The sequence below is a fragment of the Clostridioides sp. ES-S-0048-02 genome, from assembly GCF_020658495.1.
In the GTDB taxonomy this organism is placed as follows: domain Bacteria; phylum Bacillota; class Clostridia; order Peptostreptococcales; family Peptostreptococcaceae; genus Clostridioides.
In genome coordinates this window covers 249413-262682 of record NZ_JACVWH010000003.1, presented here as the reverse complement: position 1 = coordinate 262682, position 13270 = coordinate 249413, and the positions used below count along the sequence as shown (strand labels likewise).

The following is a 13270-nucleotide window of genomic DNA, read 5'->3' as shown; positions in this document are numbered from 1 at the left end:
ATATGAGTTTAGTATTTTTCTATTCCTAAAATGCTGGTGCAATATGCTTTAAGCCTGTAGTCTCCTCAATTCCAAACATTATATTCATATTTTGTACGGCTTGCCCTGCTGCCCCTTTAATCATGTTGTCTATAGTTGAACAGATTATTAATGTATCTTTATTTTCATGTACTGATATTACACATTTATTTGAATATACAACATTTTTTAAAGAGGTTATCTTATCTAATGGGAGTATTTCTACAAATTCTTTATATTCATAATAATCAGTTAATTTTTTATGTATATCACCTATAGATACATTATCTTCTTTTATGCAGTATATAGTTGATAGTATCCCTCTATTTACTGGAATTAGATTTGGTGTAAAAACTACATCTACATCTTCTTTATACGCTTCACTTAGATTTTGTTCTATTTCTGGAGTATGTCTATGTTTTCCTATTTTATATGCAGTTATATTCTCATTAACTTCTGTAAAATGACTACTTGTTGATAACTCTCTACCAGCTCCTGTAAGACCTGATTTAGAGTCAATTATTATATTATTATTTTTTATTAATTTAGAACTTAATAATGGCATCAATGGTAAAGAAATACTAGTAGGATAACATCCTGGATTTGCAACTATATCAGCACTTTTTATATCTTCTTGATATATCTCACTTAATCCATATACAGCTTTTTTGTGTAAAATTGTATCTATAAAAGATACTCCATACCATTTACTATATATTTTTTCATCTTTTATTCTGAAATCAGCACCTAAATCTATGACTTTCTTTTTAGATTCAATTGCTTTTATTGCAAACTTTTCACTTACACCATGTGGAAGAGCAGTAAATACAACATCACACATATCAATTACTTTTTCGTTTTCTATACATGTCATACTGTTTTCATAACCTATACTTGGGTATATATCAACTATGTTTTTGCCAATGTATGAATTTGAACCTATAGCTGTAACTTCTACTCCTTCATGATTTATTAGTAATCTTAGTAATTCTACACCAACATATCCAGTTGCTCCAATAATTCCAGCTTTTATTTTGCTCATTTTATTTCCTCCGCTTTATAATTATTTTAAAAATATTTCGAATTATTTTTTTAAATTAATATTATTATTTAATAATCATTTGATAATATATAACTTTAAAACTATCTAACTAACAATAAAAAGCCCCTTAGCATTATAATGCTAAGAGGCGAATTTCCGCGGTACCACTCTTATTGGTAAAATTACAATTATAATAATTCTTATGAATTAAAAAGTATTTGCAAATGTATATTTAAAATTAAAAAAGCCTCTTGGTCAAAGACCAAGAGACGAATATACACCCGCGTTACCACTCTAATTGATAAGATAATCTTACCCACTCTAATCTCTTAAGGCGAGACTCACCAATTACCATACTACTAATTCTGGTAACTTCCTCCAAAGCTCTATTCACAATAAAATTCATTACTAGGCTTCCACCATCCCTAGCTCTCTATCAAATCCTTTTATGCTACTTTCTTTTTCATAGGATTTCAATTTCTTTTCTTGTTGTTTTATATAATAATTTATTTTTAGTAGTTTGTCAATATTATTTATAAATTTTTGGAAATTTTTTCTAGGTTGTTAATTTCCACCATTTTGTATCCGAGTTACGATATAACTTAAAACCACATCTTAATAAAACATTTTGTGAATCTGTATTGTAAGCATCAGTTTCAGCTATCACAGAAGAAACATTTGGTTGACTTAATCCCCAGCTACATATCTTTTTAATAGCTTCTGTCATATATCCTTGTTTTTTATAATCCTCACCTAATCCATAACCAATCTCAATTTCACCATAAGAATTTGGCACATCTTTAAAATCGGCTAATCCTATAATTGTACGGTTTTCATTTAACATAATAAACCAAAATGTATAAAACAATATATTTTTTTCATCTTTTTTAGCAATATTTAATTGTCCTTTTACAATATCATAAAAAAAACCAGTCATTGGTTCTGCACAATAAATGAATTCTAATTCCTTTTCTAATTCTGAATTATTGGAAGTCCAAAGTTCAAGTTGACGAAGTGATAGTGGAATTAGAGTTAATCTTTCTGTTTTTAATATCATTTTTTCTCCTTTTAAGAGAAAGACTAAAATTGTTATCAAAGAATTCTTAATCATACACAACAATAGTCTTTCTGCTGATTTTCTTTTTAATCTGATAAAAGCTCATCTATCACATGAAATTTCATTTATTAGTTCTATTAGTTCTATATTTTCTAACAGGCTATAAAGTATATTAGTATCATAAATTTTACTACTCAATATCTTTTTTTATTTCTACAACATCCTCAATTTTACAATTGTAATTATTGAAAATAAAATTGATGGAAATTAACTGATAAAAGTATCATTATTAATTCAACACAGTTGAACAACAAGTGAGAATACATATAGATTTGTGTAAATATATATACATTCTAGCTTGATACTATATATGTGATAATTAGTTGCATAATATCGAGAATGATCTATATTTTTATAAGTTTAAGAATTATTTTTTAGAGAGTGTATTCCATTTATTAATACTTTAGAATCTATTTTTAAATATCTAGAATACATCCAAACAATTGGACTACGAAGCCTACCTCTAGAGCAAACAATTATTATCTTTTTACTATTGTTATCGCTAATAGATAGAAGCCTATCTTTTATTTTTTTACGATTTTTTATTAAACCATATAAGACAACAATTCCTGCGATGGGTTTATTCCTGTGCAGGAAGTCATATTCTTTTTCATTAATAACAGAGATATTATGTTCTAATTTGGCTATACTACCATATTCTATCGATGTACGTACATCAACAGTTACTTCATCAACGATTTCACTATGTTTTATTAGATATTGTGGACATAATTTTTTCATGTATACATCTAAAGTCTGCATAAGTATCTCTCCTTAACTCTTTGCATAATATATTAATTTATTATACTATAAGCAAGTTCACCTTTACAGTTGTTTATTAATATAAATTTATAATTATTATAAAAATATCTTAAATATATCATAGGATTTATATGAAGCTTTTACAATTTAGTGTTAAAATCACACTCCTTTAGGTTGAATGGATAGCACAAATAGTATATAAAAAACATTGATACATACACATATAATGTTAATATAAGTATATGGAGAATAAATATAGAAGAACTCAAACAACAGCAAAGGATACTACTATTAATGAAAAGCTTACAATAGATTTAAAATTACTTCCTTTCTTTTGAAATTTTTAAATAAATGAAATTATTCCTTCCCATGTAAGAAAGTGACAAAACTAATTATTAAAAGTTAATTACAGTCAAACATATCTAAAAACAATACACAACCATCTTGTTGCAATGTTTAGTTATTCTGTAAAATATTATAATTTGACTAGTGAATAAATATACTAGCAATAGCAGAACATTTATGACATGAAAAAATTGAAACAACATGGAATGTATATTCTCATTTATGTCCAAACAAACACCTAAAAATTGCACAAAAACTAGAAGATTTAAATTTATATCTTATTTTAATTAAGTTTTAAAAACCTTTACTATCTAAAAATTTTTCAATTTTTTTCTCAGAAAGTATCTCATTAGTTATAAATTCTCCATTGAAAAAAAGACTATATGTAGTAAATGGTGCAGGAGCATTTTGTGCTTCTTTTGCTGTTTCAAATTTTATAAGATTTGCTTCAACACCTCTAGCATTCGCAATTTTTTTTAAAATAGGAGCATATTTTGCAGTATGTGGACACTGATTACTGTAATATAAAACTATCCCATTCTCCTTTGATTTACTTTGTTTTACACAATCTTTAAAGCATGGAATAGGTGCATTATCAGTAAATGGAAAATACAATAACTCATAACTTGGTTCTGATGTATCTGCCAGATAAAATCCTTTATATTTTAAATACTTAGAATCAGATAAAAATGGTAGCTTTTTTTCAGATGAAAGTACAACTAACCCATATTTTCCTTTTGACTTTGCATCATCAATGCATTTTTGTAGTAATAAATTAGAGTATCCTTGTCCTTTAAATTTTCCAGATACCCAGAAACAATTAATATACATATAATTATCTGCAGTAATAGGGCACCATGCATTTTCTGCTGGTATATATTCTATAAAAACTTTACCTCTTTCATCTAATCTTTTAAATACAAGACCTTTGTCAAAATTACTTTTCATCCAATATTTTTTAGAAGAAACACAGTTTTCTCCCTTTTTTTCAGTAATTGCACAACATACATGTTCATTATCAATATTGTTTGAATTTATATCTATAATCTGCATATTACCTCTCCTTCTCTCTTTACAAAATAGTTTTCATATATATACTATATCTTTAATTGTACTATTATATATATGACACTTATATGTCATATATATTTTCATTTTATATTAAATTATTTTAAATTTATCATTATTATTAAATTATATGTAAAATTAAATAAATTTTTATGTTCTAACTATATTATATATGGATTGTTTTATTAATCACCTTTAAATTCAAATTTAATAAAACAATTTATATTGAAATAAATATATTTAAGGTATATAATTATAAGAAAAATTTTTAATAATAGAGGTGTTGTTTATAATGTGTGAAAAGTACCTAATAAGAGAATTAAAAGAACCTGATATTAGAAGTGCATTAAATTTAATTTGGAATGTATTTGAAGAATTTGAGTCTCCAGATTATTGTGCTGAAGGAATTAAGTCATTCCATGAATTTATAGAATATAACTCTATTATTGAAAAAGTCAAAGAAAAATCTATTTTCTTTTGGGGCTGTTTTGATTGTGAAAAGTTAATTGGGGTTTTAGCTATCAGAGACCTAAATCATATATGTATGTTATTTGTAGATAAAAATTATCACAAATGTGGTGTTGCAAAAAAATTAATGGCTATAGGTGTAAAGTATTGTACTGAAAACAGAGATGATTTAACTGAAGTAACTGTAAATTCATCCCCTTATGCTGTTGAAGTTTACCATAAATTAGGATTTAAAAATACTAATGCTGAACAGATTGTCAATGGTATACGTTTTACTCCAATGAAACTATCAATATCAAATTAATTTAACAAAGAACTATATCAAAAGCAAATCCACTTAAAGTTTTTAAAGTTGATTTGCTTTTAGATTAAATTTTTAAAGTACACTATTTTTCTTTAAGTTTTAAGTAATATACTTTGAAAGAATCTTCTAGCAAAGACATTAATATTTATTTTTTTACTTCTTATTTTCTAATCCAATCTATTAATTAAATCAACTATATTATAATTTATTGATATATATGTAATGTTGATTATTAATTCTATCATTTACATTAATATTTAGCGATATATTTAGTCATACTTTTTATGAATACCTAATAGTACAGTATCAACAGTGTCAGATAGACTTTTTATGGCTTCTTCTGAATCTAAAAGAGCTTTTCCAAGTTGCAAAGTTGAATATCCATGAATCACACTCATCAACAAATTTAATACTTCATCTATATTCTTTGTTCTTAAATTACAAGAAAGAATAAGTTTTTCTAATAGCGATTTATATTCTTCAAATATCTCTGATGTTTCTTTGTTCCCATGCCAAATAGCCCATTGAATTGTTTCATAAACCCCAGGATGAGCAATTATAAAATTAAAATATGCAATACTTACAGACTTTATAGCTGTATCTCCAGAATCACCAATAGCAACTTTCTCCATCTGTTTATTCATTTTCCTCATACCATTATGAGCAACCTCTCTCAACAAATCATCTAAGCTTTCTATATGATTATATAAAGAAGGTGTACGTATACTTAGTTTTTCTGCAACAACTTTTAAAGAAAGCTTGTTAAGCCCATCTTTATCAGCTATATCAGATGCTACCTGTATTACTATATCTCTACTAACACGCATGATTATACCTCTCTCAACTAAAATTAATTACTTTATTAGTTTAACTAATCTAATTAGCTTCGTCAACAATTAAGACTTATAAAAAACTTTATATTGAGTGCAATGTTGACAATTTAATTTTAGTTTAATATAATACTAACTATATTAGTATTATAACTAATTAAATTAGTATTATAGATAATTAAATTAGAATATTACAGTATAATTTTATAGTTTAATAGATATATCAATAGATACTATATATTAAACTGAAGGGAGATTTTTATGGAAAAGAAATATTTTCAAATTCATGGAATTCCTTCAATTCTTTGGGGAAATCCTTCAAACAAATTGTATATTTATATACACGGACAATGTGGTTATAAAGAAGAAGCCGAAATTTTTGCTAATATCGCTGTTAATCATGGATGGCAGGTTTTAAGCATTGATTTACCTAAACATGGAGAACGTAAAGAAGAAAACATTTCGTTTGACCCATGGAATGTTGTTCCAGAGTTATTAGCTATAATGAAATATGCAAAATCTAATTGGAATCAAATTGCATTATATGCAAATAGTATTGGTGCATGGTTTAGTATGTTAAGTTTTGAAAATGAGAATCTGGAAGAGTGTGTTTTTGTATCTCCAATTCTCGATATGCAACAACTTATTTCTAATATGATGCTTTGGGCAAATGTATCAGAAGAACAACTTAAACATGAACTAATTATTCCAACTTCATTTGGTCATACACTTTCATGGGAATATCTGCAATATGTCAAAAAACATCCTATTACTAAATGGAACACTACAACAAGAATACTATATGGTAAACATGACGAACTTACAGAACTAAGTGTGGTAGAGAAATTTACACGCCATTTTAATTGTAATTTAACAGTTATAGCAAACGGGGAGCATTGGTTTAATACACCAGAGCAATTAAAAGTATTAAATAAATGGACAAATACTTTATTTGAGTGAAGATAATTTCATTATTACTATTTATCTCTAAATTAGAATAATTATTCTATCAATTCACTTTACCTTAATATCATTAAAATAAGCGATAATAAAGTTAAAATTATTCCAACTAGCATAATATTATTCAATATTTTATAACCTATATTCTTTTTCATATAAACTTATCACCTTAATATTCTTATTTATATATACAATAATGTTTTTATATTTTAATCAATAATTTATTATTGAAAAGCAATAATTTATATATTATAATCAATAATATAACCTATATTAAGGAGATGGTATTTATGAGTACAAGATTTTTTAGAAATATTCTAACAGTGTTTTTGTACATTATGTTAGTAAGTATGGCTGCAACAGGTATAATATTCTTATGTATGATACCTATATCTTTGTATAATTTTAGCTTTGAAAAATTGATTATTACAATTGTTAGAATTGTTTATTTTTCTGACTATTATATAGTTATTTTATTCCTAACTTTTATAATTAATAGCACTAAATACTCACCTTTTATACTTGAAAATGTTAAGAGATTTAAAATAATGGGATATTGCTTATTGATAAATACTATAATTGAATGTATCAATGGTTATAGTGTAAATGCTGGTCCTATAAAAATATTTGTAGATGATAGTGGAAATATTTCACCACTTATGGTCATCTCTTTTATCTTTTCACTAATGTGTTTTGTAATTGCTGAAACATTTAATAAAGCTATAAAAATAAAAGAAGATAACGATTTAACGATATAGAGGTGATATTATGGCAATTATAGTTAATCTAGATGTAATGATGGCAAAAAGAAAAATATCACTTAAAGATTTGGCTGAAAAAATAGATATTACAAATGCTAATTTATCAATTTTAAAGACTGGTAAAGCAAAAGCTGTTAGATTCACCACTCTAAATGAAATTTGTAAAGCTTTAGACTGCCAACCAGGTGATATACTTGAATATGTAGAAGATGATTAAGAAAAGAGTGTCTAAAACACTCTTTTTGATTATCACCTATAGCTTTTATTATTTTAGTGGAACATTTAGACATGTTGCCAAATCTTTTTCAGGTGTACTAATAGGTATTAAATTAAATGTATCAACTAAGTATTGTAGTACATTTGGACTTATAAAGGCTGGTAAACTTGGCCCTAAATAAATATTTTTTATATCTAGTGATAATAATGCTAATAAATCTGCCACAGCTTTTTGCTCATACCATGATAATATTATTGAGAGAGGAAGACTATTCACATCTGTATCAAATGCATCAGCTAAAGCTAAGGCTATTCTTACTGCTGAATAAGCATCATTACATTGACCAACATCTAACAACCTAGGAAACCCCGCTACTTCACCAAAGTTTAATTTATTAAATCTATACTTTCCACATGCAAGTGTAAGAATTATACAATCTTTAGGAACTTGTTTAGCAAACTCAGTATAATAGTTTCTTCCAGGTCTTGCTCCATCGCATCCTCCAATAAGGAAGAAATGTCTTATATTTCCAGATTTAACTGCATCTACTATTGCTGGTGCATTACTTAATGTAGCATTATGTCCAAATCCTACTAATATTTCATATGGTTCTTCACTTTCTTCAAACCCACCAAGTTCTAGTGCTTTATTTATTATTTCACTAAAATCTTTTTCTCCATTTTCACTTTTACCTATATATTTTACACCATCCTATCCGACGACACTAGTTGTAAAAATTCTATCTTTATAAGAATCTCTTGGTTTCATTAAGCAATTTGTTGTCATCAGTATACATCCTGGTATAGAATCAAATTCCTTCTGTTGATCTTGCCATGCTCCTCCAAAGTTCCCTACTAAATGAGTATATTTATTTAATTCTGGATATCCATGACAAGGAATCATTTCTCCATGAGTATATATATTTATCCCTTTTCCTTCTGTTTGTTTAAGTAACATTTCCAAATCTTTTAAATCATGTCCTGAAACTATTATAAAAGGTCCTTTTTTTATTTTTACATTTACCTTATGAGGTTCTGGATTTTTATAAATGGTAGTATTAGCTTCATCTAGTTTTTGCATTACAGCAACACTCATATCACCCGTCTTAAGAGTTAATGTTATTAAGTTTTCTAAAGAAATATCATCATCTGTAATTGCTGATAATGCTCTAAAATAAAATTCATCTACCTGATTATTATAATATCCAAGCTCTCTAGCCTGATGCCCATAAGCACTTATTCCTTTTAATCCATAAAGTATTGTCATTCTTAGTGAACGTATATCAGGGTTTAAACTTTCATCAAACATTATTCCAGCTCTTTTAGCATCTTCTATCATTTGACTTCTTGTTTCACTTAAATTATATTCAGCATACTCATTGTTTACAATAGGTTCTTTAATTTTTTCTCTTAATCTCTGCTTTATTTCTTGTGATTTTCTTAGCATATTTTCATGTACATCACCATCAAAATTTACATTTGTTAAAGTCGTAAATAAACTATTTTCTACAAAAGAAACTATATCTTTATCTATTTTTTCTCCATTATCTAACAAAACTTTAGCATAACAACTTATACCTTTTAATTGATAGATTAATAAGTCTTGAAGTGCTGCTATTTCTGGAGTTTTACCACAAACCCCTATTTTTGTACATCCTTTTCCACCAACAGTTTGCTCGCATTGATAACAGAACATTGAATTTTCCATATATTTATACCTCCTCTTTACCTTGTTACATAGTTTACCCATATATGTTATATATTATAAAAATAGTAAATTAAAATTGCATCTTCAAATGTACATACTATGATAAGTATTCTCTATAATGAAAGTAAGTAAATTTAAAGGTACTCCTAAATTATTTTAGATATGATTTAAAAATTTAAGTAAACTATTTTTAAATTTATTTGATTTTAAAACAAGAATGTTGAATAATAACTCATTCTAATGTATTATTGTAGTTGTAGAATAAAACTAAATCGGCAAAACTAGAGAAATTTAGTGACGCAAAGCTATAGGGACTAAGACTTATAAATTAAATTATGAGTTATGTCAGACAGTCTTAAAAATATATTTTTAAGACTAATAATAACCAAAAATGTTAACTAAAAAATATAATTGAATAGACATTCCTATTAATCTATGATATAATAATATTTGTGGTAATACACAATTAAATCAAGTATATCTTGATATAGGTTAATAGGAGTATTTTTAATGAATAATGGAATAGTGAAATGGTTTAATAATGAAAAAGGATTTGGGTTTATATCAATAGAAGGCGGAGATGATGTATTTGCTCATTTCTCAGCTATACAAACTTCAGGATTTAAATCATTAGAAGAAGGTCAACAAGTAAGCTTTGATATAGTTAAAGGCGCTAGAGGTCCTCAAGCAGAAAATATAACTATATTATAATATATAGATTTTTCGGGAAAGACTCTTTTGAGAGTCTTTTTTTATTGATAATTTAAGCAAAATTTTATTTAAATAAAAAAACTGACTGTCAGTTAAATGTCAGTCAGTTTTTTATAGTATTTTTACTCAAAAACTGATGGATTTGAGATTTTTAATAATTAATCATACTTATTAATATATAAACTTTACTCGTATACAGAATATCTCTTCCAGATTTGCTCTAAGTCATCGAAGTGCTGTTTAATATCTTCTTTTTCTTTCATACCAACAGAGATTGCAAGAGCATTTGAAATACTAAGTGCTGGAACTAGTGAATCTACAAATGAAGCCATATTACTCTTAACCAAAAGAGTATTGTCTGCAAGTGCTGCTACTGGTGCAAATAAACTATCTGTTAATGAAATTACATGTGCTCCTTTTTCCTTAGCATAATTGACAATTTGATAAGATTTTTTTGAATAACGTGGGAAACTAATTGCAACTATAACATCTTCTTCGTTTATTCTTACAATCTGTTCAAATGCATCTCCCATATCCATTCTAATTATATGGACATTATCAAGTATTATATCTAAGTAAAAACCTAGGTATTGAGCTACTACAAAAGAACTTCTCATACCAAGTATATATATTTTTCTTGCCTTTAAAAGTTTATTAGAAGCTTCCTTAAATGCTTTTTCATCAATTTCTTCTAATGTTGATCTTATATTATCTATATCACTCTTTAAAACTTTGTTCAATATTGCAAAATCATCAGAATAATCATGTGCCATTTCAACTCTTTGTACTGTAGTTAATTTATTTTTTATGAGTTCTTGAAGTGCAGCTTGTAATTTTGGATACCCACTATAGCCTAGAGCATTTGCAAACCTTACAACAGTAGATTCACTCACTCCTACAGTTTCACCTAATTTGCATGCAGTCATGAATGCAACTTTATCATAATTATTCAAAATATATTGTGCTATAAGTTTTTGCCCCTTACTTAACCTCGTGTATTGAGATTGTATATTTGATATCAAATGTTTACTATCTTTCATTTCATTTGTTTCTTCCATTTTTTTCTCCTTTTAGTTATATAAACTATTTTCTTTTTATCACTACTAATATTTTTTCTAAAAATTTTATTATTTTAGTTTTTATCTCAGCTTCTTAAACTCATAAAATTCTAACTTTTCTGTACCTTATACTTCACATAGTATTTTCGATTAAATTTATTATACCATCTTTCCTTGCATTTTTTAAGATTTATTCAATATTTCTTTTAAAATTTTCAATTTTTACTCATTTAAAAGTTAAATATTTTATTTTGCATATTTAAGTACATTACTTACTTCAAAAGTAAATTATCATATACTTATTATTTAAAGTGTTTTTAAAAGGTTACAATATATATATTAACTCTTAATAGAATCTTGTCAAGTTTTTTTTAGTGTTTATTGTGATTTTTTCTTTTCAATTAAAATCAATTGTGGTGGGTTATTGACTTGATTTAAAAATTTAGATTCTAAAACATTAAATTCATCTTGATTTAAATTATTTACAAAATTATATATACTATCTTTTTCTTCTTGCCCTCCATCATGTCCTGTATATATAGCAATACTTATTATTCCATTTTCTTTTAATATTTCTAAGCTAGACTTTATAGCTTTTAAAGTTGTATCTGGTTTAGTTATAATTAGATGTTTTGCTCTTGGAAGATATCCTAAATTAAATAAAACACATGAAACTTCTTCTTTTACATATTTATCGATATTTTCATGACCATCAAGTATTAATTTTACTCTATCTATATATCCTTCTTTTTCTAATTTTTTTCTTGTAGATTTTAGAGCTTCTTCTTGTATATCAAAAGCATATACAAAGCCTTTTTCTCCAACCTTTTCAGCCAAATACTTTGTATCATAACCATTTCCCATGGTAGCATCTATTGTTACATCACCTTTATTAATAATATTTTCTAAATAAAATTTATTTATATCTGTAATTTTAGTTAAATGTTTTGCATATGCCATAATATTATTTCTCCCTACTATTAACTTCATTTCATTTTCATGTTATTTTATTGATTTTAAATATTTTATTTCATCTTCTGTTAAGTATCTATATTCACCAACTTTTATATCTTTTAATACTATTTTCCCTACAGAAATTCTTCTTAAGTTTAAAACTGGATGATTTATAGCCTTACACATTTTTCTTACTTGTCTATTTCTTCCTTCATGTATAGTTATTTCGCATACTGAATAATTCTTTTCTTTATTTTCCTTAGTTACTCTGATTTTAGCAGGTGCTGTTGTATAATCTTCTATTTTTAGTCCTTTTTCAAAATTTTTTATTTCATCCTTATTTATAATTCCTTTTACACTTGCCACATAAGTTTTATTAATTTCATGTTTTGGATGAGTAAGTTTATATGTTAAATCTCCATCATTAGTAAGTATCAAAAGCCCACTTGTTTCATAATCTAACCTCCCTATTGGATATACTCTTTCCTTTACATCTTTTAATATATCTATTACACTTGCTCTATTAAACTGATCTTTTACAGTAGTTATATAACCTTCTGGCTTATTCAATACTATATAGACATAATTTTCGCTTGGCTTTACTGCTTTATTATCAAATTCTACTATATCTTTTTCTTCATCAATATTAAAAGATAGCTCTTTTATTATATTTCCATTTACCTTTATTCTTCCTTCAAGAATGATTTCTTCTGCTTTTCTTCTAGATGCAATTCCACAAGAAGCTATATATTTATTAATTCTCATACATAATCCTTTCTTATCTTAAATTATATGTTATTTAATATTTTTATCAACATTAATTTTGTTACATTATTATACTATACTAGACCTTAATTAAAAACAAGCCAAAAAATTATTTAATTTTCCTAAATAATTGTAATTTCTTTTCACATACTATTAATATGTAATAGCTGATTAAACACTATT

General features: G+C 26.0%; 13 protein-coding genes, 1 pseudogene, 1 riboswitch and 1 other annotated feature. Of the genes and pseudogenes, 5 read left to right on the top strand and 9 right to left on the bottom strand.

Features of this window, described 5'->3' with window-relative positions:
- Nucleotides 1–25 precede the first annotated feature (25 nt).
- The 4 genes from argC to IC173_RS06335 all read right to left on the bottom strand — a co-directional run bounded on the left by argC (nt 26) and on the right by IC173_RS06335 (nt 4337).
- Nucleotides 26–1060: an N-acetyl-gamma-glutamyl-phosphate reductase gene (gene argC / locus IC173_RS06350; RefSeq protein ID WP_227482604.1), complete on the bottom strand. Its 1035-nt coding sequence runs from the start codon at nt 1058–1060 to the stop codon at nt 26–28.
- A gap of 262 nt (nt 1061–1322) precedes the next feature.
- Nucleotides 1323–1536, bottom strand: a binding site (T-box leader).
- An 80-nt stretch (nt 1537–1616) separates the two neighbouring features.
- Entirely contained in the window at nt 1617–2171 is a 555-nt protein-coding gene (locus IC173_RS06345; RefSeq protein WP_255613319.1) for a GNAT family N-acetyltransferase, read from the bottom strand.
- A gap of 366 nt (nt 2172–2537) precedes the next feature.
- Nucleotides 2538–2939, bottom strand: coding sequence for a hypothetical protein (locus tag IC173_RS06340; protein WP_227435051.1), 402 nt, complete (start codon nt 2937–2939; stop codon nt 2538–2540).
- A gap of 639 nt (nt 2940–3578) precedes the next feature.
- Complete coding sequence (locus tag IC173_RS06335) at nt 3579–4337, bottom strand: N-acetyltransferase (protein WP_227830586.1); 759 nt, start codon at nt 4335–4337, stop codon at nt 3579–3581.
- A gap of 307 nt (nt 4338–4644) precedes the next feature.
- Between IC173_RS06335 and IC173_RS06330 the strand changes: the two genes are divergently transcribed.
- Nucleotides 4645–5124 (top strand): GNAT family N-acetyltransferase, encoded by a 480-nt coding sequence (locus IC173_RS06330; protein ID WP_227435044.1) that lies wholly within the window; start codon nt 4645–4647, stop codon nt 5122–5124.
- A 269-nt stretch (nt 5125–5393) separates the two neighbouring features.
- On the opposite strand, the gene IC173_RS06325 is transcribed toward IC173_RS06330, so the two are convergent.
- Nucleotides 5394–5951: a TetR/AcrR family transcriptional regulator gene (locus tag IC173_RS06325; protein ID WP_227435043.1), complete on the bottom strand. Its 558-nt coding sequence runs from the start codon at nt 5949–5951 to the stop codon at nt 5394–5396.
- Between the two features lie 264 nt (nt 5952–6215).
- On the opposite strand from IC173_RS06325, the gene IC173_RS06320 reads away from it, so the two are divergent.
- From IC173_RS06320 to IC173_RS06310, 3 genes are all read left to right on the top strand, one after another.
- Nucleotides 6216–6914, top strand: a complete 699-nt coding sequence (locus IC173_RS06320; protein ID WP_227435042.1) for an alpha/beta hydrolase — start codon at nt 6216–6218, stop codon at nt 6912–6914.
- A 290-nt stretch (nt 6915–7204) separates the two neighbouring features.
- On the top strand, nt 7205–7672 hold the full coding sequence (locus IC173_RS06315) for a DUF2975 domain-containing protein (protein WP_227855309.1): 468 nt from the start codon (nt 7205–7207) through the stop codon (nt 7670–7672).
- 10 nt (nt 7673–7682) lie between these two features.
- The gene (locus IC173_RS06310) at nt 7683–7892 is read left to right on the top strand and encodes a helix-turn-helix domain-containing protein (RefSeq protein WP_227482598.1); all 210 of its coding nucleotides are present in this window, start codon (nt 7683–7685) and stop codon (nt 7890–7892) included.
- A gap of 48 nt (nt 7893–7940) precedes the next feature.
- Here IC173_RS06310 and hcp read toward each other — a convergent pair.
- Nucleotides 7941–9599: pseudogene (gene hcp / locus IC173_RS06305) on the bottom strand (hydroxylamine reductase).
- Nucleotides 9600–9863: 264 nt separating this feature from the next.
- Nucleotides 9864–9960: riboswitch (cyclic di-GMP riboswitch) on the top strand.
- Nucleotides 9961–10109: 149 nt separating this feature from the next.
- Here hcp and IC173_RS06300 point away from each other — a divergent pair.
- Nucleotides 10110–10310 (top strand): cold-shock protein, encoded by a 201-nt coding sequence (locus IC173_RS06300; RefSeq protein ID WP_021384215.1) that lies wholly within the window; start codon nt 10110–10112, stop codon nt 10308–10310.
- A 185-nt stretch (nt 10311–10495) separates the two neighbouring features.
- Here the strand turns inward: IC173_RS06300 and IC173_RS06295 are convergent, their stop codons facing one another.
- From IC173_RS06295 to IC173_RS06285, 3 genes are all read right to left on the bottom strand, one after another.
- Nucleotides 10496–11368 (bottom strand): MurR/RpiR family transcriptional regulator, encoded by an 873-nt coding sequence (locus IC173_RS06295; RefSeq protein WP_227435034.1) that lies wholly within the window; start codon nt 11366–11368, stop codon nt 10496–10498.
- 378 nt (nt 11369–11746) lie between these two features.
- On the bottom strand, nt 11747–12328 hold the full coding sequence (locus tag IC173_RS06290; RefSeq protein WP_227435032.1) for a tRNA (mnm(5)s(2)U34)-methyltransferase: 582 nt from the start codon (nt 12326–12328) through the stop codon (nt 11747–11749).
- Between the two features lie 42 nt (nt 12329–12370).
- On the bottom strand, nt 12371–13087 hold the full coding sequence (locus IC173_RS06285; protein ID WP_227435031.1) for a pseudouridine synthase: 717 nt from the start codon (nt 13085–13087) through the stop codon (nt 12371–12373).
- Between the last annotated feature and the right edge of the window lie 183 nt (nt 13088–13270).